Here is a 25,180-nt window from a genome sequence, read left to right on the forward strand (position 1 = left end):
ACGTTCACACCTCCGCTCGCCTATTAAAAGGATTCAAGTAGATGCTCTCTGTTGATAACAAGCCTTATACGGCGCTTGCATTATTTGAGCCTGCCCATCAACAACCGGGTGCTGTAAAGGACCAGCCATTGGCCTCCTACACCACCGACCGCGCCGCCAGGCACCTGCTGCGCACCAGCCGGGAAATGGGATTGAAGTGGCAAGACCATAACCGCGACGGCGTCATTGATATTGCCTACGAGTTCTTCACGCCGGATGAGCCACACCGGGTCAGTCATGTACCCAAGGGTGCCAATGAATTAAATGAACAACAAAAGAAACGGGCGCTTATATCGATGCAAGCCTGGGCGGATGTCACCCGTATAAAGTTCTCACATAAAGGCGCGAGTACCGAGGGGCGACTGACCCTGGGTCTTTACGAGGGTAACGAGGAATCCTATGCGACCCTGCCCTTTCCCAAGAGCTTCAAAAAAGGAGGCGAGGCATGGCTGGACTCAGGGCATGCACAACCCAGGACTGACCGTTACGACCAACATGTCATGGCTCACGAAATTGGGCATACCCTGGGCCTTGACCATACCGGTGACTATACCCAGCAACCCGCCACGCGCGACTACTTGGAGGACACTCAAGCCTACAGCGTGATGAGTTACAACCCCGAGATCAGAAGTGGTCAGAACTTCTCAAAAAACGCACAGTGGACCCATTACTCGGTGGCGCCCCTGATGCATGACATTGCAGCTATACAGGCCGCCTACGGCGCCAACTACCAGACCCGTCGCGGCGATACCGTTTACGGTTTCAACTCCAATACCGAGCGTGATTATTTCAGCCTGAAGTCCGCGCGGGACGCACCGGTTTTTTGCATATGGGATGGTGGTGGCAACGATACGTTGGACTGTTCCGGTTTCAATCAGAAACAAACCATCAACTTGAACGCCGAAGCCTTCTCTGATGTGGGCGGTATGAAAGGCAACGTTTCCATTGCCAAGGGCGTGACCGTGGAAAATGCCATTGGCGGCAGCCATGACGATACGTTGATCGGCAACAACGCCAACAACCGCCTCAAGGGCGGGGGCGGCGCAGACACGTTGAGGGGCGGCGGCGGCGCGGATGTTTTTGTCTACGACAAGGCCAGCGATTCAACCGCTGCGGGTGCTGACCTGATCACCGATTTTGTCAGCGGCCGAGACAGGATCGACCTTACCGGGCTGAGCCAGAGCACCCGCACTCAGCTGCGACTGGTCCACACCTACTCCGGCCGCGCGGGCGACACGATGGTGAGGTTCAACGCCTACAGTAATCGGTACTTTGTCGCCATTGACCTGACCGGAAACGGCCAGACGGACTTCCTGCTGAAAAGCACGCGGTTGATAAGGCCCCAGGATATCAGTGGGCTGATGACCTCACGGCCTATCTTCGGATAAACGCACTGTCGCACCAGGGTTCAAAGTCGTCCCTGAACACGTGTGAAAAACGGTCATTCGCGGTGGCCGTTTTTTCTGATGCAGGGCGAAAATTCAGCCCTGGACTGGGCATTGGCTTAACCCTGTGTAGGAACACTTTACCTGCAAGAAAAACGACTTACTCGGACACACATCGGGCTTTGGAAAGTGACGCCAACACTGGCAACTTCACACTTAGCAAAAGGGAACCTGCCTGCCTCACCAAGAAGGAAAAGTGCCAATACCCCGTGAGAATAACGACCTTGAGAATTAATCCTGTAACGCCGATGTACAAGCCTTATTCGAGCAGCGCTCAGTCAGCCCAAAGCCCTGCACACCGCCGCTGGGACGCCCCGGTAGCCCGTTCTCTCAGCGGCCATGGGGGCAACTATGACCCGACTCAACGCTCGGATGATCCCTACACAAGTAGAGCTGACAGGCCGTCATTTAATCAGCGTCAGGCCGTTGAGCAACTGACGGGGGGCAGGTTGAAATGGCAGGACCGAAACCAAAACAACAGGACCGAGATTTCCTACAACTTCACTTATGAACAGGGTCTTGGATTCAACGACTACGAGAAACAAGAAGCACGGCGCGCCATCCAGTCCTGGGGCGATGTGGCGAACCTGACGTTCACTGAAAACGGCGGCCCGGCAGAAGGACGGCTGGCCTTCCGTATTTCCAGTAATGTGATAGTTGCCGACGGCTACTACCCCTATAGCAACGACAAAAACGGCATCGCTGGCGATACCCGCTATCAACCGGGCTTTGTGACACGCCCCACCGTAACCCACGAAATCGGTCACACGCTCGGCCTGAATCACCCCGGTACTTACAACGGCCAAAAAGACGACGCCAAACGGTTTTATGCCCAAGACTCTAAAGCCCATACCGTCATGAGCTATTACCCTGCCCAAAGCAGTGGCAAACACTTCGAGGGCAGGCCGCTGGCTCCCATGATGGATGACATCAGCGCTATCCAGCACCAGTACGGCGCCAACTATCAAACCCGCCGAGAAAACAACATCTACGGTTTCAACTCCAACACCGGCAGGGACCACTACTCCCTGAAAAGCCATCAGGACGCCGCTATTTTTTGCGTATGGGATGGCGCCGGCAATGACACGCTGGACTTCTCGGGTTACGGCAATAACCAAACGATCAATCTGAGAGATGGCTCGTTTTCCGACGTAGGTGGTTATCAGGGCAACGTCTCTATCGCCCGCAACTGCCTCATCGAAAACGCTATCGGTGGCTCAGGCCACGATGTGCTGATCGGCAACGCCGCCGATAACCGGCTCACCGGTGGGGCGGGTGCGGACCGCATGCGCGGCGGCGGCGGCGCCGACAGTTTCGTCTATAACCACGCCAGCGACTCCACGCCTGCAAACCCCGATGTCATCATGGATTTCACCAGCGGCACCGACAAGATTGACCTGCGCGGGCTGGAGCGAAGGTCCAACACGCGATTCAAGCCCGTCCAGGCGTTCAGCGGGCGTATCGGCGACGCGATCGTGGGCTTCAACCCGCAGACCCAGCGCCACTTCATCGCCATCGACTTGACCGGCAACCGCACAGCAGACTTCGTGGTGACCAGTACGCAAGTGATCAGGCCACCGGATGTGCTTGTAAACTGACGACAACGCGTGACACCCAACCCGCGAAGCCTTTGCAGACCCGAGCGGTCAGCAAAGGCTGTTCACGGTTGAACAGGCACTTAGTCGGTGCCGTATTTCGGGTTACGCGGGCCATACAAAATGCCGGTGCGCTGCCCGGCCGACAGCAGGCGGACACTGGCAATACCGGCAATCGGGTGCGCCGCATCGGTGGAGCTGTTGATCACCTGCTTGACCGCTGCCGAGACCAGCATGCCCACCAGGCCGCCGCCATTGTTGTTGCCTTCCTCGCTGGAAGCGCGTGCCGAGCCGGTCCACAACGTGGTGCCGGTGCGCAGGTCCACCAGCTTGGCCGAGGCCGTCACGGAGGTGTCGCTGGAGATCAGCATGTACTTGGTGCCGTAGTCGCTGATGGTGATGTACAGCGCCGCGTCCGCACCAAAAATGTCATGCAGCTTGCCCGGCGCCACGCCCTGGATATCGTTGGCGGTGGTCAGGCCGTTCTGGCGGAAAGTTTCGTCCACCAGGGCAATCGGCAACACGTAGTAACCGGCTTCGGCCAACGGGTAGGTGACCTGCGAAACCAGGCTGTAGGAGGCCTGCACTTCCGGCGACTCATTGATGGGTGGCAGTACCAGGATCGACTTCGGCCGAGCCTGTTTGAACGCTGTGTAATCAATGGTCTTGGGCGCCGCGCAGCCGCCGAGCAATGCCAGGGCCAGCAAGGCGCCGGTGAGTTTTAACAGGTTCATTTAGTGGCAACTCCAGCCTTGGCGTTTTTCAGCAAAAAGTCCATGTACGCAGCGGACTCAGGGAACAATGCCTTCTCGGTGCGGAACTCCTGCACCATCTGGTCATCCTTGCCCATGCTCAGGTACAGCATGCCCAGGTGCGCGTGGTAACCCGGCGGGGCCTTGCGGCCGCTGGCGTTGATCTTTTGCAGATCGCGTTCCAGGGCTTCCACCTGCGCTTCCTTGGGCTCGCCCTTGAAGTACTCGTAAACCTGCGGCTGGTAGCTTTCCCATTGATACAGGGGTTGGGGCGCCGTGTGGCACCCGGCGACCGTCGCGATTGCTGTCAGCATCAGCGCCAACTTAACTGCCTTGCTCATCCGTGTAGTGCTCCTTGGCGTTGTTGTGATTAGTTGCGCGGGTTCCAGGCGCCGGCGTTGATGCCGTCTACCAGGCGGTTGATCGCTTCGCGCATGGCCAGGTCCAGAACCTTGCCATTGAGCGTGGAGTCGTAGCTGGCAGTGCCGCCAAAACCGATGACTTCACGGTTGGAGAGCGCGTACTCACCAGCGCCCTGGGTGGAATACACCACTTCGGAGGTGCTGATGTTGACGATATTCAGCGCAACTTTGGCGTAAGCCACTTGGGTTTTGCCACGGCCGAGAATGCCGAACAACTGGCGGTCGCCGGTCTCTTTGCGGCCGAACTCGGTCACGTCGCCCGTCACCACGTAGTCAGCACCTTTAAGCTTTTGCACGGTGCCTTTGATCGCGGCTTCCTGGGAGATTTCGCCCATGTTGTCGCGGTCCAGCACACTGAAGCGGTTGGTCTGCTGCAGGTGGGTGATCAGGATGGTCTTGGCCTGGCCGCCAAGGCGGTCAACGCCATCGGAGAAGATCCCGCGCATGTAGCTGGAGCGGTTATCGAACTTGCCTACGGCAATCGGTACACGTACGCCGGAATAGGCCACGCTGGCGCTGGCAACTTGCACCACCGGCATCGCTCGGTTGCTCTCGGTGGCGCAACCGGCCACGCTCAGCAGCGCTGCGGCGGTGAGGCCCGACAGCAGGATTTTGGACAGTGTTTTCACAGAGTGCTCCTAGAGGTGAAACCAGCGCAAAGGGCTGTTATGTAAGTTATCAACGAAGTCGCGGCAATCAGATTTTGCTGAAAACGCGCGCGCGTTTGCACGCAGCCTCAACATGGAAAGTGTCGAGCCCGCCAATAGCGGTATCAGGAAGGGTGACTGCCTCGCAGCAGTGCGGTTGAAACGTGCGGCCCGCGGTGAGGCGGGTGGCAGGGAGAAAAGCAGAGAGGCGCATTGCTTGATTCATCCTTGAAAAATGCCTTGTATCCAGTGCGCGGCATTTTACGGGGTTGCCCTGTGTACTCAAGCGGTTTCGCTGCTGCGGGGGCGTTCGCCGCTCAACGGCATTCTGTTACGCTGCGCGCCCGCCTCAAGTTACACAGCCATCGGTCGAGACATTGGCTTGGCTTGTTCATTAAATAGGGATATTGCGTGTTGAAAACCCTCCTTGGGGCTGCGGCCCTGCTCGCGACGCTGTCGATGACCGGCTGCGTCTCTTACACCGTCACCGGCCCCATCGGCGCCCCGCTCCACCCGGCACCCGTCAGCAGCCCGCGCAGTGCGCAAGTCGCTGATGTGACAGTGAGCGCCGCCGACGTCAACGACGCCAATAAAACTGCGATCAGCCGTTCGCTCACGGCCCAACTCAACCAGTACGTGCGCACGGCGGGTTACTTCAAGCAGGTCACTGAGTACCCGGTGCGCCTTGGCGAAAACGATGTCGCGCTGAAATTCAATATGACCTCCCTCAAAGGCCACCGTGGCGTTCACCCCGCCTACGTGCCTGGCGCGCTGTTGACGCTGACGATCTGGATCTGGGTCAACGGCCCGATTTTCGTCGACACCTTCGACGTGGCCGGCGACCTGGTGATTGTCGACCGCGACGGCAAGGAACTGGCGAGCGCCAAGCAAGAGGTCAAGTTTGAACGCAACGTGGGCCTCTACGGCCGCGAATACTGGGCCCCGACCATGGGCGCCAAACAGTTGAACGAACTGGTCGCGCAACTGCTCGATACCGCCACTGCCAAACTGGCCAAACCGTAATTTCAGGGAGCAACACATGAAAGGGTTGATCAAACACAGCCTGGTCCTCGCCGCCGTCTTGTTGACCGGTTGCGTGTCCTACTCGCAACACGAATTGCCGGCCGTGCAAACCTGGCCGCCGACCGCCAGCACACCGGCACAGAAACCCACCGCCTACGTGCGCACCACGGCGCTGAGCCAAGTCAACGGCGGCCCCGGCAATACCACGGCCGGCGCACCGGCGGCGCTGTGGGAAAAAACCGTGGCCGATGGGTTCCGCCAGTCCAACCGCTTTGCACGGGTGAGCACCGACAAGGTCGACTCGGACATCTACGCCGACGCCACGCTGTACAACAACGAACAGTTCAGCATGGCCTCGGCGATCATCACTGGCGTTACGTTCTTCATCATCCCGTCCACCGCGAAGAACACCTTCACCCTGGAAACCGTGTTCAAGGACAAGGACGGCAAAGAGTTGGGCCGGGTCAAGAAAAGCGAATCGGTGCGCACGTGGATGCACCTGGTGCTGATCGTAGGCATCCCGTTCCAGGCCAATACTGGAGAAGTGGTTGAAGCACTGACCCGCAGCACGCTGGATGAAGCTGTGCAGCGCAAGTTGTTCTGACAAACACAACACCAAATGTGGGAGCGGGCTTGCCCGCGATAGCAGTGTGTCAGTCACTGGATTTATTCACTGACCCACCGCCATCGCGGGCAAGCCCGCTCCCACAGGGGTTTGGTGGTGTTACCGATCGTTCCCACGCTCCGCGTGGGAATGCATCCGGTGACGCTCTGCGTCACGGCCTCAAAAGCAGACGCAGAGCGTCCAGGGCGGCATTCCCACGCAGAGCGTGGGAACGATCAGCGCTGGGGCTTAGAACGCGTAACGCGCTTTGAGTATCACGCCATCGGCGTCGAAGCCACTGCGCGCTTGGCGGGTGTAGCTGGCGCCCACGGTGAAGTCCGACACCTGGTAATTCACGCCCACACTCGCCTCGTAGCTGTCACGCGCCACCGACGCGCCGGTGGTGGTGAACGCCGCACCACCCGCCACAAAGTTGGAGGTTTGCGCGACGCGATCACCCATCAGGTCGTGATACGCCATCAAGGTCGCTTCCGGTTGCAGGCTGCCTGCGCCCATCGGCAAGTTGCCGGCCAAACGCACACCGGCACCCAACTCACCCACTTCATAACGCTGCGAACGCGTGCTCAGCGCCGCCGAAGAACCCTTCTCGTCGTAGCCGTCCATGCGCACGTTGGCATAACGCGCCGCCACACGCGGTTCGATCACCACCGCCTGCGATGGCTTGAAGCTGTAGCCGCCGATTACGCTGGCTGCCAACACGTTGCTGTCGTAACTGCCCTTGGCCGTGGTGCCCGCCACATGGCGCTTGCTGTCGTTGTCGTTATGACCGTAGCTGAGGCTGCCATCCACAAACCAGTTTTGCAGCGCCCAGTTGCCATACAGCGACAGCGCGTGGCCCTCCACATCGGTCTTGTTGCCCAGGTCCGAATGGATGTTGGAATTAAGGTAGCTGTAAGCCACGCCCAGGGTGGTGGTGTCGTTCAAACGCCCGTCCACACCCACGGCCATGCCGCTGCTGTTGGCCGAGTAACCGTTGTTACCGCCGCGCCCATCCTGGTCCATGTTGCTGCTCAAACCCTGCACCCACACGCCGCCGGTTTGATGGCCTTCGCGCTGGTCGGTAAGGCGGTTGAAGATTGCGCCATTGATAACAGTCTGCCCCGACAACGCCACATCCAGCGCGCCACGGTTGACGTCCGGCTTGAGCTGCTCGCTCACTTGAGCAAGCTGTTGCGCAGTCCCGGCGTTGGCGAGGGACTGGAACACTGGGTCGTTCTGGTTGAGCCCGCCGAGCACATCGTTCTTGAACGTATTCACCGCCGTGGCCGCTGCGGCGCTGGCACCTGCACCGGCAAGTTCCTGCTGCACTTGCTGGTTGTCTTTAACCGCGACGACAGCCTTGACCGTTTGCGCATCCGCCGAGTAGCTCAGCACGTTGAGCAGCGATGACGAACTGGCAACCGACAGGCCGTTGTTCTGCACACTGGTGGCCTGCAACAGGGTGTATTGAGTGCCGTTATTGGTGCGCGCAAAGTCGCCTGGCTGCGCACTCACCGTGAGCTTCGACGCCTGGGCGAAATTAGCCGTACCGTTGACCGACAGATACGGCGTGGTCGGCACCACGCTGTCGGCCAGGTGCATATCAATGCCCGCACCGCTGGCGACGTTAAGGTTGCCGCTGATCGTGGTACCGGGCGCGGCCAGGTTCAACGAGCCGGAATTAATCGAGACCGGCGCGATGATGTGCTGGCCGCCGAAATCTGCTTGGCCGGCGACATTAACCGCACTCAGGTTGAGCAAGTCACCGGTGATTTTGCCGCCCGTCCAGTTCAGCGTGGCAAGGTTGGCAGCGTCGATGGCCGTGCCGGATTTGCTACGGATCTCGCCTGCTTGCTGGTTGATCTCGAAGGGCGAAGTCTGGTCGCGGGCATTGACCAGGATCGCGGTGCTGTCGGCACTGATCAGGCCACGGTTGATAACGCCGCGCGCGCCCGACTGCGGGTTCTGGGTAAAGGTCGCCCCAGTCAGATGCACAGCCACCGCATTGGCGCCGTTGGCTTCAATCGTGCCGGTGTTGAGCAAGTAATCGAAGGTGCCGGAGTTGAACTGTACGGCCCTGGCCATACCACCGTTGACCGTCACCACACCGCTGTTTTCTATACGCAGGTCACTGGTGTCGGTTTCAACTTCAATGCCCAACGCCTCTTCACCCGTGACGCGGATGGTGCCGGAGTTGAGGATTTTGCCGCCGACGGTCACCGGCATGTTGTTATGGGTGTCCAGGATCAGGCCGTAGCCGTAGATGGAAGTGACATCAATCAGGCCGGAGTTGATCACGTCACCACCGACGGTCGTGCCATTGAGGTACATGCCCTCGCCGTCACTGTCCGACCCCGGCACGTCAACGGTGACGATAGTTCCGGAGTTGACCACGCTGCCGCCGATGTTCGCGGCGCCCACCTCAAAACCTTCGGCCCAGGTCTGGTTGGTGAGCCTGATCGTACCGGCCTGGATGACATCACCGGTGATCGTGCCGCCACGGGCACGCAGATCAGAGTCCAGTGCGCCATCCACCACAAAACCACGGATGTTGAGGCCACTGCCATCGATGTTGTAGTCGGCGCGGTTGATCAGCGAACCCTGAACATTGGTCTCGGCAACACTGGCCCCATCGACATTACGCTGGGTGGCCACCACATTGCGCGACCCGACCAAGGTGACAGGCTCGTTGAACACCTGGCCTTTCCACTTGTTCTGGCCGCTGCTCACGTCGAATTCCACCGCAGCAACATGCGCGGCGCCTGCGCTGACCATCAGGGCCAGCAGGGTTTTCTGGAACGGCTTGCGCTTCATTTCAAACTCCATGAACTACAGTCAAAGCCGCCAATACGCCCGGCGGCTGTAGGTGTGCTGAGCGAGGGATCAGATGATCCGAATGTATTCCCCCAAGGCGCCCTGCTGAACCCCAGGCGCGAGCAATCGCACCGCAGCCGGTGGTGGCAGACAAGGGATTGGGGAGGCGAAGTTCACATTAATCCTTAATGTCGTTTTAAAAACGCTGCAGTCCATGCAGCCCGACCGGTTGCGGGTGGGCGGGGTAAAGACCCGGACTTGAGGGAAATGGTTCCTTTTGCGGTAGGACGCTTCCCCAAACTACCGAGGATTTGCCTGATATCCGTGAGCGGACGGCGGAATGCGTTGGGGGTGGTGGGGTTGGGGATAGACAAAAGAGGGTTGAGTCAGGGCGTTGGTGCCTTGCGTGGGTTTGGGTGGGGGGCTTATAGTCCGGCCCGTCGCCCATATGGCGATCAGGTTTGGCGACCTGACAACAGAGTGCAAAAGCAACCCGCTTCTATGCAGGTGTTTTTGCACCCGCAAAGCTGTGCATGTTATGGCGGCTGTGCGCGGGAGACCCTCGGGTCTGCCGGTTACTCTGTTCCGGTTCGCCAACCTGCGTACAGCTGCCACCCATTCGTTTGGCGACGAATGCGTGGTGGCTTAATCCACCAACAGAGTACTGAAAATGAACCAATACATGCCCCTAACGGGCCACGACTGCACCGTCCCCGCTCTGCTTATCGACACCAGCGCACCCCTCGACGTACTCCACGACGCCGCCGCGTACCGGATTCGCGCCGTCACGCAACTGTTGGAAAACCTGGCCTTCCGCGAACAGCTCAGCAGCGATGCTGTGGTGCTTCAAGACTTCGCCCAACTACTGGCTATACCGCTGCGGGATGGGTGTGATTTGCTGGATGTCATTATTCGCAGGCTTAACAGCGTCAACTGACCGCGACAGGGCGGCTGACGAGTTGCCCTGTTAACGGTGAGGCAGTGAGTAGGGGCAAACTACACTTGAATATTAAAGGTGGCTTGTCACTACTCCTTTACACCATCAAACAGAAAATGGCCTGCCCCTATTTCACGCTCGATCTTATATACCTGTCACAGATTTCAGAGTACTTAATGGTCACAGAATTAACATCATCAACAACACAATTCCATTTTTTACCAAACTCGTACGCCAACCATAAATACATCTCTATCGACCCTTTTGAGTGTCCCAACTGTATTTCAATCATTGTCCTCGGCGTGGCACCCAACCAAGATTCCCAATCGAGAATATCTTGCGCATCATAAAAACCTATGAGCTTTTCGGAGGTAAGTAATGACACATACAAAGTGGCCTCATCCCAGCTCAATACTCCACGACTACGTTTACCCGCGCTGACGATTCCACCTACAGCGTGGAGAAAATCAGCGAAAGTGTCTTCGTCAATTGCCACATCCGATATAATTGATGCTGAGTTGCTCACAACCATAACCCCGCTTTTTTGGTTCCATACTCGAATAACTCTTCGACGCGAATGAAAAGGGCGGAAAAGTGGACAGATTTATTTAAGTAAAAAAGCACTCGAAAAATTAAATAAATCTGTCCCCTTTTTCCCTTAGTACCAGATCCGCCCCCTCAACCCTGAAGTAAGCGACAGCTTCTGAAGGACCGCCTTTTGTACCTCTTAAACCGCTAAATAAACATTAGCGTTCCGCACGTCGCTCAACCATAGATTTTATATATTTAAGCTGCTCTAAGATAAAGTCAGAAAAGTTTGATGCTAACACCTCGAACCCATCCAGCTCCGAACTAACCGCTACGACCTGCCAATTATTCTTTGCGTCAAAACCATATAGCACATCACTCGAATTCCCGCCAATTATGTAAATCCCTTCATAACCTTCAATTTGCCGACCGCATATAGTTGAATATTTTTCCGGACCATCATCAACATAAAATGCAGCGTCTAGCTCACCGAATCCAAAATCCGCAAGAAATTCAAGATAATCCGCAGGCACACTGTTTCGATCCGATTCTTCAACACCACTTAATATGGCATCAACATTAGAAATACAGTCACCATAATCCCCCTCAAAAAGCTCAGCGGATGTTATTTCGTCTATAAACTTTCGAATTTCTACTGAATTTTTCATAGTCACTTACCATTGAAAAGGGGACAGATTTATTTCCTTAACAACGGACTCGGAAAATCAAATAAATCTGCCCCCTTATTCCGGCCGTTATTTTATAATCAACTGCTCAACCACCTCAACAGCAGTCCGCTTGTTCCCATTATCAAACAGATGCCCGCCTGCAATATCCCTGATCATTGATCCAGCCTTATTATAAAAACCATCATAATTGGCAGCATTTGCAATGGCCGTATCGACTTCTCTGAATGAAACTGAACCGCCAAACTGTGAATTTATAGCAGTAATGTCGTCTACACTTAAGCCGACCTTGAAACCACCAAGACCTGTTCCACTTGGAAGGTTTGGCGCTGAACTTAAGCCACCAGTCGCTAGATCATCTACTTTTCCGACAGCGCCACCAGTTGTTTTTGCACCTAATCAGTATTTATGGCTACTTTAAATTTACACCACATTGGAAACTCGCCAGAAAACACAAAAAAATCATCAACGTATTGCAAGCCTACCGCCTCTAAGCGCCGAGTAAGTTCATCCGTCGCCTCTCCTCCAAAACAGGGCCCAAAGGAAACCAAATCAGCACTCATATCAAGTGGCGCATCAAACTCAAGCACCGCTGACAGCCTATCAATATCTATAAATTTAGATAACAACGCTTGCCGACGAATAACGATCCCATATTCAACAATATTAATAAAATTCATGGTGTCACCCCTGGAGTTTTTATGCCATCAGGCACATTAATCTTAACGTTATAAATAGGTGAACTCTGATTTGGCTGAAAAATTTGCCCCCACTCCGGCTTCCCACCCTGACTGATAGCCTTTTCTGGAACGGCAAAGTCTATGCGAATAGGACCTGTCCCGCCTGGCTTAGCCGCACCCGGAGTTGTTACGTAAACACGTCCACCAGCTCCAACGCCATTGGGAATCATTGAAAAGGGGACAGATTTATTTCCTTAACAACGGACTCGGAAAATCAAATAAATCTGTCCCCTTATTCCGGCCTTCTGACAAGAACGGTCGGCATTCATGGCCTGAGCCAGAAACATCGACAGTGTTTCAGTCGGCGGGAACAAGCGTTGACGATGCTTGGGAATCACTGACTCGGCACGCTGTAGCAGCGCCGGATCGGCTAACAGCTTAAAGAATGCATGGGCGTTGCTGTTTTTGGCGTGCTGCTGAATGCGCTGCTGTTGATGCCTGATGATTTGACGTCTACGATTCACGCGGGCTGTCCTTGTCTGAGTGGTGTGTGTTCGCAACTATCACCGTAGACCAAGGACGGCCTTTTTTCATTTTTCTGTAGTCATATCAGCTGGTTAGCCGTTAAGGAAGTGCCATTCGGGTCTGACCCCTATTCCCTCTTTCCTGCTGCCTCTTTTCTTTTCCTTTTCTGACACCACCACTCTTCGTAAATGTCACGTTATGGATATATGCCGCCCCGCTCAAGTTCAGCGAAAAAATACTCCATACCTTCCCGAATGCTGTCTGTGTCTTTTCTTATTACGACATTGTTACCTGTGGACATGTTTAAAATAAAAGTATAAATGTTACGTTCTCTTTCACCATCAACCTTAAAGATGAAAAAACCCTTATTCTTCATCGCCACCAACTCTAGTATTTGAACAAACTCCTCTAGCCCGACGCTATTCATACCTGACGAACCAAAACGAGCCGCATACTTTTCAGAAAGCTCATTGAAAGACATTAATCCAACCCTCTTAAAGCAAAAAGGGGACAGATTTATTTAAGTAAAAAAGCACTCGAAAAATTAAATAAATCTGTCCCCTTTTTCCAATAACCGCAAACAGCCCGCCCCTCAACTTTGAGAGTCATAGCCGCCCCTTGGGTTTTTCCAGTATTATAAGCTTGCTGTATAACTCCAACTTCAGCATGTGCAGTTGCCATATTTGCATTTGGCAAAGGTTTACCAGATGACTCTATTTTTGTATTTACACGATCAGCTATGAGTGTCGGCTGATCAGCTTTTGCTTGAGAGCCGGGCCTCGCCGTCTGGTTAACATCAGTGAACGCCTGACCACCAATCTTACCTTCCGCCGTTACTTTCGGAGCAGTAGCTTTTGGACCTAGCCTTTCTCAACCTTTATTTAAACGCAGAATCATTATTCAACTGAAAGAAATTATTCTTTTTTCTAAGAAATCGATAAAGTTCTTCGCATACAAACTAGAAGTTTTATCAGAAAGTTCAAGCCTATAAACAGGATACTCCCCATCATTAAGACCATCGTCCGTGGCAAAATAAAATGATTCCCCTGCACCCGGCGGTTCGCAGATAAATAGCCTCTCCTTCCCACACAACCCATTTCGACCGTTAACGATTGACATATAAACGATATCCCCCCCCCTTACACTATCAAAATCCATTTCGTAGATACTATAAATCTCCTCCCCAGATATTTCCCCGCCAGAATAACACTTCAGCCACCATTTATAGCTATCAGGCAACTTCAACCCAAGACGAGCTTCAGCTTTATAAATCCACTCATCAGCAATCCCGTCACCATATTCAGCAAACTCAACGAAATCCGACTCTTTAATAAGATTAATGATTCTCGAATAATCCACGCCTAATTACTCCCCGCTCCGAGCCCGCAACTTCCAATATTCCGACTGATAAGAATTAAACTCTTTAGCCTGCTTTGTCAATGTTTTTGCATTCAAATCCGTAGGAACTGAAACATAATCAGTCGTAGGGTTTCTGTATTCTGCAGAGTCTTTGTAACGAGTATACCTAAAGCTTTGAGCGGCATTGGATGGGACATGAAGAACACTGCTATTCTGGCTATGGAAAACAGAACCAACTTCTGCAAGTGAACCACGAGTACCAGCGAATCCATTAATTTCAGTTTGCGAGAGATGATGTAACTCAACTGATTTCCCATCATACCCAATTGGTGCTCGACCCGAGGCCATCCTCTCAAGGTTTGAGCCTTCAACAGTTTTACCTCGTACTCTCCAGGTCGATAGGGCCTCTGGGTCAAAGAGGTCGTTACGTTGATAAACAGTCCTATCTAGAACTGTTGTTTTATTCCAAAAAATATCAGCTTTAGGCGTTGTACTTGCAACACTACTACCCGCCATCGTGCCCGTACCAGCAGAACCTGGCCCTTTTGCACCGCCAGACAGTAACCCCGCCGCAGCTCCTCCCCCCGCCGCAATCTCCCCTACTTTGGCCACCGCACCCGCTCGGCCCGCAGGAATCATCGCCAACGCGAACTCAGTAGCACTCTTGGCTGCCAGCCGGACACTGGCAATTTCGTTCCCTTGCAAAAAGTACAGAAAACTCTGCGCTTGTTGCTCGGTATCTGGCTCCTGCCCACGCCCTGATAGCAGCGCAACCACTCCATTCGCCATCTGCGAGCTTACACCTGGGAAATCGGTGGCCAAGCCTTTGCCGAGTGCCCAGATACCCTGGCCAGTACTGACAGCCCCGTCAGCCAATCCCAGGGGAATTCCCGTCCCTACGCCTTCTATCGTCTCTCCCAGCGACGCACCATAATAGAGGTTGTTCCGGTAGAAATCGTGTTGACTCCCAACAGGATCCAATTTCCCGATCAGGTACTCCTCGTTGATGCTCCGATTGTTGTATTCGCTAGGAAGATTGAGTCGATAGTCCTGAAGCAAGCGAATAGTTTCGTCGGGTGTATAAGTCCTTCCGGCGTCAGCAATAACCGGTATATCGCCCATCTCAGCGCGACGGGTGTAGTTGTCCCCCAAAGGTGCTAGCGCAATACCCAGGTATTTAAGTGTCAGTGCATCCGGCTGGTCCTGATGCGCACCTACCAACTTGTTCCAGTCAGCATCAACGTAGTAAACGAGCCCCCTGGCCAGACGCTTCTCGGCCTCGGCCGTGGTGATCTTGGCCTCGGCCGCCAATGCGCTGACTTGCTGTTTCAGCGCCATGACTTCCGCAGGGTGCATCTGACGGTTGAACATATCGACGTTCGCCGCACTTTTCCCACCGGCCACAGCTCCGGCCACGCCGGTAGCGGAGCCAACACCCGCGCCCACGCCTGTTGCGATCAGCGCGGAGATGGCGTCCAGATTGTGGGGGTCGTTAACGCTGTTTTTCAGTGCATTCTCGACGATAGGCATCAAGGCGGCAGAAGCGCCCGCGCCAAGCGCAGAACTCTGCACGCTACCACTCGACAGCCCTATAGCAGCGCCTGCCAGGGTGTGAAGCAAGACTCGCGCAGCGCCCCCCTCGGCCCAGGCCGCCTTTTCCGAAGGGCTAGTGGCTGCAACCTCTCTTTGGTTGGCGTAATCACCAATCTTGTAGAACGTATCGCTGGCCGTCGTATTCGCAACAATGCCGACGGTGGTGCCTGCACCCGCACCGCCCAAGCCAGCTGCGATCAAGCCTGTAGCGATGTCCGCCATGATCCGTTTATCGCCACCCACACGCCAACTGGCTGCATCGTCCAAGGCCAGGTTGGCGGCGGCTACCTGCTCAGGGGTACCACCTTCAGCTTTCTTCGCTTGAGCCTTGGCCGCGTCAGACTTCGCTTTGGCGACCGTGTTGATCACGCTGCTGGCCAATTGCGCCGAGCTTTGGATCAGGTCGATCCGCTCCTGCATGGCCTTTTCATCCGGACGGTCCAGATGCTGGTTGGCGTTTGCGGTATCACGATTGAGCCCGACGACGTCATAGGCCCCTGCGGCATCGCGAACGATGATGGTGCCAGGGCTGACCGCACTTCGGGTTTTGCTGCTGTCGGACTCTTTGAGCAGCAGCGGTATCGCCCCGCCGGTGTCGGTGTGTGCCCACTTGCGCTCCTCGGGTGGCGTGACCGGGCTACCCGGCTTGTCCCCTTTGGTGCTGGTGTAGGACAAGCTCAGGCTGGCGGCCTGGCTCTTGATATCACTTTTGTTTTTGATATCGCTGACCAGCAGCCGCTCAGTGCTGAGGATGTTTTTATCCGCACTGGCTTCGCTGGCAATTACGGCACCTTGCAGTGTGGTGTTTTTGCCGACATAGATGTCGTAGCCACCGCTGCCGGCAAACAGCCCGGTCTGATCAGTCACAGCGTTGTAATCGCTGTTCATCTTGCTGCCGCCGATCGTGCCGGAGGCGGTTACCATCGAGCCCCAGCAGAAGGGCGGTACGCAAATACTGGCGCCCACACCGGCGCTGGTCTGCTTGTTTTTCTGGCTTGCCTCGTCCTGTCGAGAGGCGATATTCAGGTTGCCACCGATGTTGGCATTGATGACATCGGCCCGTACCTGGGCGCCGGCCAGCGTAGTGTCCTGCCCGCTTTTGAGCACCAACGAACCGGTGTCGAGCGTCGTGTTGACCTGGGTCAACTCATGCCCGGTACCCATGCCCTTGGCCATTTTTGCGCCAAGGTCGAGGGTGAAACCGTTCTGGTCACCAATGTTGAAACTGGCGCCGATGCTGGTTTTGTTATTGCTGTTCTTGTTATCCCAGTTTTTTCGGTCCTGCGCGCTCTCCAGCGTGATGTTGTTTTTCGCCAACAACAGCGTGTCGCCAGCTTTGATACTGCTGCCAATGACATGGAGGTTGCCTTCAGTATTAGCCGCGTCCCCTGTAGCAATGATCGACAAGCCGCCGCCGCTGTTAAGCGTGGATTGCTTGGCAGTTTCAGCATGGTATTCACTGGTGCTTTTCTTGCGAGTCGAGGCTAACTCGGTGCCGATTTTGATGACCGAACCCGAGCTATTCGCGGGTTTGCCGTCTGACTCGTTGGCAGCGCTGTCATCGCCACCCATGGCGTTATAAGCCGACAGCAACGCTTGAGCGCCTTTGACCGCTTTCAACCGGCTGTCATCGGCATTTTTTGCAGCCCGGACATCGTCGCGAATGCTGTTGACCGTATCGACCAGCGTGCCACCGATCACACGGCCAACCGCCAGGCTTTTGGAGCTGTCCTTGCTGGTCTGGTTCGACGTTTCCATGCCGGAGGTGATAGTGACGTTGGCCCCCGTGAGCGCCATGCTCTTGGTACTCACCAAATCACTCGCCACCACCGTCAACTCTCGGCCAGCCGTCAGTGACACATTGCCCGCACTCGAACCCACCGTGCTGCCGGTCAAGGTCATCTCATCGGCAGTACCGTTGTGTTTCTGGCTGCCAATGGAAAGGTGTTGGTTGCCGGTGATGTCATCGAGCCCCAGCTTGTTGCCGGTGAGCACGCCGGTGAGGTCGCGGCTCTTTTCCTTGTGCATATCGACACGGGAAAAGGTGTTCTTCGCCGCATCAATGGTCAAGTCGCGCCCGGCCTCTACGGCAAGGTTGCCAGTGCTTACCAGGGACGACCCCGTAACTGTGGCGTCACGCTTGGCAGCGACGGTGACCGTATCGCCGGACACCATACTGCCCACGGCGGTAGTGCGTTTCTCGTCGACTTTGTCTTCAACCTTGCTCGACTTGAACCCGCCCCAACTGCTTTTGCTTTCTTTGCGTTCGTGACGGGCGCTGTCGGAGTTAGTGACCGCAAGAATGCTGACGTCCTGGCCTGCGACCAGTTGCGCAGCGCCTTTGTCGGCAGTGACGGCGCTGCCGGCCAGCAACAGGTTTGCACCCGCCACGACGGTGCTGTTGGTGCCCGCGCTGACCAGGCTGCCGACATTGTTGATGGCGGATGTCTCATCCAGACGGAATTTCTTCCCGGACGAGGTCTTCTTGGTTTTGCTGTAGAAGCTGTAGTCCTGATTTTCGGCCGCCTTGAGGGCAAGGTCGTTACCCGCAACCAGGTACGCTTCTTTGCCCGCATCCACTTGGCTGGCCACCAGTTGCAGGTTCTGCCCGGCGCTCAGGGTGGCGTCACCGCCAGCCTTGAGCACGGTCGATACCTGCTGAACATGGTCTTCAACACTGGTGACCTTCTTGGAATTAAACGCCGAATGCTGTTCATTCGCCGCCGACGCCAGGTTCACATTGCCCTTGGCCACCAGCGCCAGATCACGCGTGGCATTCAACTGGCTGCCGATGGCGCTGATGTCCCGCGCAGCCACCACCTGGAAGTCGCGACCGGCCTCGATCACGGTGCCGTACTGGTTTGCGCTGCTGCTGCGCATGTAGGTGCTGACGGCATTGGCGTTGCGTTGTTCGGCGGTGGCCAGGTTTACATCGCGCCCGGCTTGAACGCCCAGGTCGGCGCCGCTTTTGAAGGCGCCGCCGGTGCTGTTGACGTCGCGCCCGGCTTGCAGGGTGAGGGTGTTGGCGGCTTCGATGCGGGCGGCGTTGTCGACGAAGTCGGTGCGTTCGGTGCGGTAGCCGCTGCTGCTTTGGTGGCTGGTGACGGTGCGTTCGTTGAGCACATCGCCATTTACTGCGCTCACGCTGACGTCGCGCCCGGCGATGATGCCGCCGGCGCGGTTGGTGAGGGTGTTGCCGGCGAGCAGGTCGAGGCGGTTGCCCGCTTGCACGAGGCCGCTGTTGACCATGTTGCGCCCGGCGCTGGCGGCGAGGTTGTTGGTGGCGCGCAGGGTGCCGACGTTGTTGAGGTCGGTGCCGCTGACCAGGTTCAGGTCGCTGCCGGTGATGAGTGCGCCGTTGGGCGCCAGGCGGTTGTTGGCCTGGGCCAGGTAGAGCACGGGCACCAGCACTTGCTGGCCGGCGACGGTGGCGTTTTCCATCCACACGATGTCGTGGGTCAGGGCCGCGACTTGCTCGGCGGTGAGGCTCACGCCTACGGCCAGGTTTAGCGCCTGTTTGGTGCCGATGGCGTTGTCCATCAGGTACTTGAACATCGCTGTGTCGCTGGTCTGGCCATCGATGAAGCGCTGGCCGGTACGGGCGATCACGGCTTGCTGGATCAGGCGCTGTTCATACAGGCCATCACCCAGGCGCTTTTGTGCCTGGTCCGGGTCGTAGCCCAGTTTGGACAGCATGTAATCGGAGCTTAAGAACTGGCTGAGGTTGGTCAGCAGCGGGTTGGTTTCGATCAGGTATTTCTGTGGGTTGGAGACGAACTGGCTGTCTGGCAGGCCTTGCACGCGGTTAATCACCACGCCGTCGGCCGAGGTGCCGCTGCCGGGCACGACCGGGCCGGTAACCGGCGTGCGGTCGACGCTGCCGCCGCCCAAGGTCCAGCCTTGCGGGCCGGTGCTGGCAGGCGCGCTGGCGCTCTGGCCACTGAGGCGGAACAGCCCGCCCTGGCCGGTGGGCAAGGTGAAGCCGGGCAGGCTCAGCGGGTTGATCTGCTGTTGGGCCAGGTCCGGCGGCAGTTGCTGGTTGAGGGTCACGCGGGTGGAGTAACCGGCTGCGCCACTGGCACCGGTGGCGTCGGTGGTGGTTTTGGCACCTGCGCCGATGTAGCTATAGCCCAGGCGTACCACGCTGTTGTCGATGCCGGCTTGCGCTTTGACGTCTACCGCGCCGCCTGCCTGAATCACGGCGGCGTAACGTTGGTCATCGCTGGCAATTTTGGTGACTTTGCCGAACTGGGTGCGCTCGATCTCCATCATGCCGATGAAGTTGGCCACGGTAGCTTCAAGGCCGCCGAGGTCATTGGGATTGTAACCGGCGCTTTTGTACCAGTATTTGTTGGTGAGTGCGGCGGCGGCACTGAACCAGCCTTCAGGGTGCTTGGTGCGCTTTGACGTGAAAAGACGATAGGTCTCGGTCTCGCCGGTTTCGATGCCGGTGTTGACCAGGTTGTTCAGGCGCGCGGTGAAGTTACCGCCGGCCGCGATCGAGCTGCTGCTGTTGAGCAGGTCGCCGCCCGCCAGGGTCATGTTACCGCCCGAGGTGATGCTCGAACCGGCACTGGCGGCGGTCACTTCCAGTTTGTCGCGTGTCACCAGTTCCCACACGTAGTTGCGCGGTGTGCCACCGGCGTGGCAGTCACCGGCGTTGACGTACTCGATGCACGTGCCTTGGGTGGCCGAGGCTGTGTAGACACCCGCATCGTTGACGTCGAGTACCGCCCGTTCGTTTTTGATCGAGTTGGCGGACAAGCTGAGGTTGCCGTCACTCTGGATCGTGGATGAGCTGTTGAGGATGCTGCTTGCCAGGCCGCCCTTGCCGTCGCGGTCGACGCTGAGGTTGCCCAGGCTGTAGACGTCGGCGTAGCTGTTGTTCAACGCGTCCACACGCAGGCTCATGTCGCCGCCGCTGAAGATCAGGCCGTGGTCATTGAGCAAGGCGCCGGTGGTGGCGACCAGTCGCTGGCCGCTGCCCAGGGTCGCGTAGTTGTTGAGTGTGCCCGCGTTGACCACCAGGTCGGTAGCGGCGGTGAGGCGCCCGCGGTTGTTGAGCGTGCCGGCGATGTTGGCGGTGGTGACGCCGCCGCCGGCAATGCTGGCCGTGTCGCTCAGGCTGGCTTGTGCGGCATTGAGGTTGAGGTTGCCCAGGCTGCTGATGCGCCCGCTGCTGTTGAGCGCGCCGCTCAAGGTCAGGTCGAGCGCGCCGTCGCTGGCGATCAGGCCGTGGGTGGTCCAGTTGGCGCCATTGCCGATAAAGCGTCGCGCGCCGAGCAGTTGGCCGGTGGCGGTCTGGTCGAGGCTGTCGACGTTAACGGTGAGTTGCCCGGCCTGGATCACGCTGCTGTTGGTCCAGTTGCCCTGGGTGATGGTCAGGTCGCCACGGGTGACCAGGCTGCCGCCCACGTCGTTGAGGTTGGCCGGGGCAATGCCGAAGTTGCCGGTGCCCACGTGCAGTACGTTGCCGCCCAGGTTCTGGAAGCTACCGGCGTTGAGGGTCAGGTCGTTGTTGGCGGTTTCCAGCACGCCGTTGCGGTTGTCGAACAGGCCACCGATGGCGAATTCGGTGGTGCCCGCCGTGCCCAGCGCACGCAGGCGCCCGGTCTGGTTATCGAGGCTCGCGGCACGCACCTTGAGGGTGCTTTCGCTTTCGATGATGCCCAGGCGGTTGTTGAGCGCGCCGCTGAGGTCCAGGTCGATCTGTTGGCCAGCAATCTGGCCGTCGTTGTCGCCGCTGTTATCGAAGTCATGCCCGACCACGCGCATCAGGCCTTTGGCATACAGCCCGCCGTTGCGGTTGTCGAAATTGCCGGTGGTGACCAGTGCGTTGCCGCCCTGCGCCGCGATGCGCCCGCCATAGTTGTCTACGCTGCCGGCTTGCAGGTTGAGGCTTTGCCCCTGCATCACGCCGCCCTGGCGGTTGTTGTTGAGGTCGTAACCGTTGCGCAGCACGCCGACCACTTGGGTTTGCAGCGCGGCCTTGAGGCTGGCGAGGGTGCCGCCACGGTTGTCGAGGCTGGCGGCGTTGACGCTGAGGTCACCGGCCTGGGCGATCAGTTTGCCGCTCTGGTTATCCAGCGTGTCGGCCACGTTGGCGGTCATGCCGCCCTGGCTTTGCACGGTGCCTTGGCCATTGTCCAAGCGGTTGGCGGTGAGCAGGAGGTCGGCGTTCTGACTGTAGATCAAGCCGTCGTTGCCGTTCTGCACCAGGCCGCTGGCGGTGAGGCTCAAGCGGTCGTTGGCAGCCAGGGTGCCACGGTTGCGGTTATCCAGGCCGACAGTCAGCAGGGTCAACAAACCTTGGCTGGCGATCTGGCCGCCCTGGTTGTTGATCTGCGCCGCGCGGCTGATCAGCAGCGGGCCGCCGCTGGCCAGTTTGCCGTTGGTGTTGGTCAGGGTCGCGAGCAGGTCAAGGGTGGTGGCGGTGCCGCCACTGATGCTGCCGGCGCTGTTGTCCAGGTTTTGCGTAGCCAGGCTCAGGGCCGCGCCGCTGTCGATCACGCCGCCCTGGGCGTTGTTCAGCAAGCCGCCGACGGTCAGCGTCTGCCCGGCCGCGCTGGAGAGTACGCCTTTGTTGCTGTTATCCAGTTCGCCGGCATTAACGGTCAGCGCTTTCTGGCTCACCAGTGCCCCGCCTGCGCTGTTGAGCAGGTTGGCGGTCAGCGTGGCGTTAAGGTCGCCGTATCGGCTGGACAAGGTGCCGCCGTTGCGGTTGTCGAGGTTCGCACCGCTGACGGTGAGGCCCTGCCAGCCGGACATCAGGCCATTCTGATTGATCAGGTTTTCGGCATTGAGCACCAGCAGGTTATTGCTGATCAGCTTGCCGTTGCTGTTGTTCAACGTGCGGCCGTTGAGGTTCAGGGTTTGCGCGCTGGAGAGTTCGCCACCCTGGTTGCTGAGGTCACGCAGGTGGTTGATGGAGAGGTTGCCGGCGGTGGTGATCAGGCCACCCGCGTTGTTCAGGTCGCCAGTGGCGGTGCCGAAGTCCAGGGCAATCGCGCTGCCCAGCAGCGAGCCGTTCTGGTTGTCCAGCGCGGCGCTGTTGAGCGTCAGCGTATTGCTGGCGTTGAGCAGGCCCTGGTCGCGGTTGGTGAGGCGGCCAGCCACGTTGAGCAGCGTGTCGCCACGGCTGGTGAGGGTGCCGCCGCTGTTGTCGAGGTCGGTGGCGTGGGCGTCAACCGAGGCGGCGGCAATCATGCCTTTGACGTTGGCCAGGGCCTGGCCGATGCGCAGGGTCAGCGCGGCGTTGCTCAGCAGTTTGCCGCTGCTGTTGTCGAGGTTGTCGGCGGTGAGTGTGAACGCCTGGCTGCCGGAGATTTCGCCGCCCTGGTTATGCACGTTCTTGAGGTTGTTGAGCATCAACAGCGGCGCGTTGATCAGCCCGCCCTGGTTATTGAACTCGCCACGGTGCAGGTCCAGCGTCAGCGCCTCGGCGCTGGTGATCTGGCCGCCTTGCTGGTTGTTGAGGTCGGCAGTGCCAAGGGACAGGGCCTGGCGCGCGCTGAGGGTGCCGTTCTGGCTGTTGTCGACGCTTGCGGCGTTGAGTATCAGGCTGCCATCGGTGACCAGCCGCCCGCCTCGGTTGTCCACCGCGCCGAGTGCGCTGAGGGTCAGCGGGCCGGCGCTGGAGAGCGTGCCGCCGCCGTTGGCCAGCGTGCGCGCGGTGATGCTCAGCAGCCCTTCGCTGCTGATCAAACCCTGGTTGCGGTTGAGCAGTTGGTCGACATTCAAACCTGCGCCGCCGCCGGCAATCAGCAGCCCGCCGTCGCTGTTATCCAGTTGCGTAGCGGTTACCTGCACGCCCGCACGGCTGGACAGCTCGCCGTTGCGATTGTCGATGTTGGCGACATTGACCTGCACACCACCCACGCCTGCGACCAAGCCTTTTTGGCGGTTGTCGAGGCTATTACCGGCCACGCTTACCGTGCCTTGGCTGGTGACCAGCCCGGCTTGGTTATTGAGGCTGCCGACGTTGAGGCTGAGCGTATTGCCCGCTGTGATAAGGCCCGCGACGTTATCGAGGGTCGCGACCGTCAGCGCTGCAGTGTCGAGGCTTGAGAGCTCACCGCCCTGGTTATGCAGCTCACCGACGACGACGGTCAGCGGCCCGTTGCTGGTGACCAACCCAGCTTGGGTGTTCTGCAGGCGATCAGCGGTGATGGCCAGGCCGCCGTTGCTGAGAATGCGGCCTTTGTTCTGGTTGTCGACTGTGGCAGCGGTAATTTGGGTGTGTTGTTTGGCACCCAGTGTGCCGCCCTGGTTGTTCAACGCTTGGGCATCCACGCTCAACGCGCGGCTGGCAATCACACTGGCGCCGGTGTTGGTGACGGCCTTGCCGCGCAGGCTCACATCGCCTGTGGCGTTGCGAGTGTTGTCGGCGTTGACGCCGGCTTCGATGATGTCGCCATTGGTCAGCGTGCCGCCGCTGGACAGCGCAATGCGGTCACGGGCGGCCAGGCTCTGGCGGTTAGTGAGGTCGCCCTGGGTGTTCACGTTAAGGGCTGTACCGGCATACACCGGCCCTTTGGCGTCCAGGCTTGCGGCGTTGATGTTGACCGCGCCGCTGGCGGCGGTTTGCGCCATGCTCAAATGCCCATTGGCATCGAGCTGGATATCACCACCACTGGCCGCCAACGTGCCGTCGAGCTTCACGCCCACACCGGCTTCGGTGCCCACCAGTTTGATCGCACCGGCGTACATGCCGCCCAAGGCACTGGAGTCGATGGCCAGCTCGGGTTTGGTGCTGCCGTCGTCGGCACGGGCGGTGGCTTTCAGGCTTTTGGCGTCGACGTCGTTGCGCCCGGCGACCACGGCCAGTTCACGGGCGTTGATCTGCGCGTTGATCTTGGCCGAGCGGGTAATGATTTCGAAGCGGTCGACGTTGCTGGCGTTCAGGCCTTCGCCGTCGATCGTCACGGCGCCGCCGTCCACCTGGTAATGGTCCAGACGACCGACGTTGTCCATCACCGGTTTGCCGGTGGTCAGGGTCACGTTGGGCGTGTTGATAAACCCGCAGCCGCTGCACGTGATGCCGTAAGGGTTGGCGACGATGACTTTGGCCGACTGCCCCGCTACTTCGGTGTAACCACGCAGCTGGCTCGGGCTGCCGCCGTTGACTTCGTTGAGGATAACGTTGGCCGCGCCGCCCTTGAGGTTGGGGTTGCCGACGATGTAACCGCCCAGCTGGGTGTTCTGCAGCGCGCCAGTGGCGTTGTTGAGGATCACGCCGTTGGGGCCGACGTTGTAGTCCTTGAACTGGTTGTGGGACAAGCCACTGCCATTGGGGGTGGCGATGTTCACCACCGGCACGCCATTGCCGGCCTGGCCGACGCTGGTGGCCGGGTTGCTCACCATAATGCCTTCGGCCTGGGCCAGCAACGGCTGCCAGAACAGCGCGTTGACCAGGATCAGCACCAGGCCGCGCTTGGGCAGGCCGAAGAACGCGTCGCGGCGCTTCAAGGCAGCAGAAGGTTGGCGGGCCAGAAAGGCAAAGTGGCGAACATCCATGGTCAAATTCTCGTT

15 protein-coding genes and 1 pseudogene are annotated in these 25,180 nt (G+C 58.0%); 5 read left to right on the top strand and 11 right to left on the bottom strand.

Annotated elements, in window-relative coordinates; translation table 11 throughout:
• The first annotated feature begins 41 nt into the window (after window positions 1-41).
• Together AOA62_RS20615 and AOA62_RS32595 are read left to right on the top strand one after the other, a co-directional pair.
• Complete coding sequence (locus AOA62_RS20615) at window positions 42-1,427, top strand: M10 family metallopeptidase C-terminal domain-containing protein (protein ID WP_256592448.1); 1,386 nt, start codon at window positions 42-44, stop codon at window positions 1,425-1,427.
• Window positions 1,428-1,933: 506 nt separating this feature from the next.
• The gene (locus AOA62_RS32595; RefSeq protein WP_099549564.1) at window positions 1,934-3,082 is read left to right on the top strand and encodes a M10 family metallopeptidase C-terminal domain-containing protein; all 1,149 of its coding nucleotides are present in this window, start codon (window positions 1,934-1,936) and stop codon (window positions 3,080-3,082) included.
• Window positions 3,083-3,162: 80 nt separating this feature from the next.
• On the opposite strand, the gene AOA62_RS20625 is transcribed toward AOA62_RS32595, so the two are convergent.
• From AOA62_RS20625 to AOA62_RS20635, 3 genes are read right to left on the bottom strand one after another with little or no spacing between them, the layout of a single operon-like run.
• Window positions 3,163-3,813, bottom strand: coding sequence for a DUF799 domain-containing protein (locus AOA62_RS20625; protein WP_017136674.1), 651 nt, complete (start codon window positions 3,811-3,813; stop codon window positions 3,163-3,165).
• Window positions 3,810-4,172: a DUF4810 domain-containing protein gene (locus AOA62_RS20630; RefSeq protein ID WP_017136673.1), complete on the bottom strand. Its 363-nt coding sequence runs from the start codon at window positions 4,170-4,172 to the stop codon at window positions 3,810-3,812. Before AOA62_RS20630 ends, AOA62_RS20625 begins: the two co-directional genes overlap by 4 nt.
• A gap of 29 nt (window positions 4,173-4,201) precedes the next feature.
• On the bottom strand, window positions 4,202-4,882 hold the full coding sequence (locus AOA62_RS20635) for a CsgG/HfaB family protein (RefSeq protein ID WP_099549565.1): 681 nt from the start codon (window positions 4,880-4,882) through the stop codon (window positions 4,202-4,204).
• A 429-nt stretch (window positions 4,883-5,311) separates the two neighbouring features.
• Here AOA62_RS20635 and AOA62_RS20640 point away from each other — a divergent pair, with 429 nt between their 5' ends.
• Window positions 5,312-5,923 (top strand): hypothetical protein, encoded by a 612-nt coding sequence (locus AOA62_RS20640; RefSeq protein ID WP_017136670.1) that lies wholly within the window; start codon window positions 5,312-5,314, stop codon window positions 5,921-5,923.
• Window positions 5,924-5,939: 16 nt separating this feature from the next.
• The gene (locus tag AOA62_RS20645; RefSeq protein WP_099549566.1) at window positions 5,940-6,527 is read left to right on the top strand and encodes a hypothetical protein; all 588 of its coding nucleotides are present in this window, start codon (window positions 5,940-5,942) and stop codon (window positions 6,525-6,527) included.
• A gap of 249 nt (window positions 6,528-6,776) precedes the next feature.
• On the opposite strand, the gene AOA62_RS20655 is transcribed toward AOA62_RS20645, so the two are convergent.
• A complete protein-coding gene (locus tag AOA62_RS20655) occupies window positions 6,777-9,341 on the bottom strand; it encodes an autotransporter outer membrane beta-barrel domain-containing protein (RefSeq protein WP_099549567.1) in 2,565 nt (854 codons plus the stop codon).
• Window positions 9,342-10,023: 682 nt separating this feature from the next.
• Here AOA62_RS20655 and AOA62_RS20660 point away from each other — a divergent pair.
• Window positions 10,024-10,278 carry a hypothetical protein gene (locus tag AOA62_RS20660; RefSeq protein ID WP_017136667.1) on the top strand — a complete coding sequence of 85 codons (255 nt, stop codon included), beginning with the start codon at window positions 10,024-10,026 and terminating at the stop codon, window positions 10,276-10,278.
• A 127-nt stretch (window positions 10,279-10,405) separates the two neighbouring features.
• Here the strand turns inward: AOA62_RS20660 and AOA62_RS20665 are convergent, their stop codons facing one another.
• From AOA62_RS20665 to AOA62_RS20695, 7 genes and pseudogenes are all read right to left on the bottom strand, one after another.
• Window positions 10,406-10,804 carry a hypothetical protein gene (locus tag AOA62_RS20665; RefSeq protein ID WP_143521891.1) on the bottom strand — a complete coding sequence of 133 codons (399 nt, stop codon included), beginning with the start codon at window positions 10,802-10,804 and terminating at the stop codon, window positions 10,406-10,408.
• 220 nt (window positions 10,805-11,024) lie between these two features.
• On the bottom strand, window positions 11,025-11,474 hold the full coding sequence (locus tag AOA62_RS20670) for a hypothetical protein (protein WP_017136663.1): 450 nt from the start codon (window positions 11,472-11,474) through the stop codon (window positions 11,025-11,027).
• A gap of 413 nt (window positions 11,475-11,887) precedes the next feature.
• Entirely contained in the window at window positions 11,888-12,172 is a 285-nt protein-coding gene (locus tag AOA62_RS20675) for a hypothetical protein (RefSeq protein ID WP_099549568.1), read from the bottom strand.
• A 299-nt stretch (window positions 12,173-12,471) separates the two neighbouring features.
• A pseudogene (locus AOA62_RS20680) lies at window positions 12,472-12,696 on the bottom strand (IS4 family transposase); the annotation flags it as partial.
• A gap of 197 nt (window positions 12,697-12,893) precedes the next feature.
• Window positions 12,894-13,178 carry a hypothetical protein gene (locus tag AOA62_RS20685; protein WP_099549569.1) on the bottom strand — a complete coding sequence of 95 codons (285 nt, stop codon included), beginning with the start codon at window positions 13,176-13,178 and terminating at the stop codon, window positions 12,894-12,896.
• Window positions 13,179-13,597: 419 nt separating this feature from the next.
• Window positions 13,598-14,056, bottom strand: coding sequence for an SMI1/KNR4 family protein (locus AOA62_RS20690; protein ID WP_057405972.1), 459 nt, complete (start codon window positions 14,054-14,056; stop codon window positions 13,598-13,600).
• A 6-nt stretch (window positions 14,057-14,062) separates the two neighbouring features.
• A complete protein-coding gene (locus AOA62_RS20695) occupies window positions 14,063-25,165 on the bottom strand; it encodes a hemagglutinin repeat-containing protein (protein ID WP_099549570.1) in 11,103 nt (3,700 codons plus the stop codon).
• Window positions 25,166-25,180 lie beyond the last annotated feature (15 nt).

The sequence above is a fragment of the Pseudomonas sp. 2995-3 genome (genome assembly GCF_002742565.1).
Taxonomy (GTDB): domain Bacteria; phylum Pseudomonadota; class Gammaproteobacteria; order Pseudomonadales; family Pseudomonadaceae; genus Aquipseudomonas; species Aquipseudomonas edaphica.

What these genes read in the sequence shown, in the direction of transcription:
- AOA62_RS20615 (WP_256592448.1), top strand. Translation starts at nt 42, where the DNA reads ATGCTCTCTGTTGATAACAAGCCTTATACGGCGCTTGCATTATTTGAG.
- AOA62_RS20625 (WP_017136674.1), bottom strand. Translation starts at nt 3,813, where the DNA reads ATGAACCTGTTAAAACTCACCGGCGCCTTGCTGGCCCTGGCATTGCTC.
- AOA62_RS20630 (WP_017136673.1), bottom strand. Translation starts at nt 4,172, where the DNA reads ATGAGCAAGGCAGTTAAGTTGGCGCTGATGCTGACAGCAATCGCGACG.
- AOA62_RS20645 (WP_099549566.1), top strand. Translation starts at nt 5,940, where the DNA reads ATGAAAGGGTTGATCAAACACAGCCTGGTCCTCGCCGCCGTCTTGTTG.
- AOA62_RS20655 (WP_099549567.1), bottom strand. Translation starts at nt 9,341, where the DNA reads ATGAAGCGCAAGCCGTTCCAGAAAACCCTGCTGGCCCTGATGGTCAGC.
- AOA62_RS20660 (WP_017136667.1), top strand. Translation starts at nt 10,024, where the DNA reads ATGCCCCTAACGGGCCACGACTGCACCGTCCCCGCTCTGCTTATCGAC.
- AOA62_RS20670 (WP_017136663.1), bottom strand. Translation starts at nt 11,474, where the DNA reads ATGAAAAATTCAGTAGAAATTCGAAAGTTTATAGACGAAATAACATCC.
- AOA62_RS20675 (WP_099549568.1), bottom strand. Translation starts at nt 12,172, where the DNA reads ATGAATTTTATTAATATTGTTGAATATGGGATCGTTATTCGTCGGCAA.
- AOA62_RS20685 (WP_099549569.1), bottom strand. Translation starts at nt 13,178, where the DNA reads ATGTCTTTCAATGAGCTTTCTGAAAAGTATGCGGCTCGTTTTGGTTCG.
- AOA62_RS20695 (WP_099549570.1), bottom strand. Translation starts at nt 25,165, where the DNA reads ATGGATGTTCGCCACTTTGCCTTTCTGGCCCGCCAACCTTCTGCTGCC.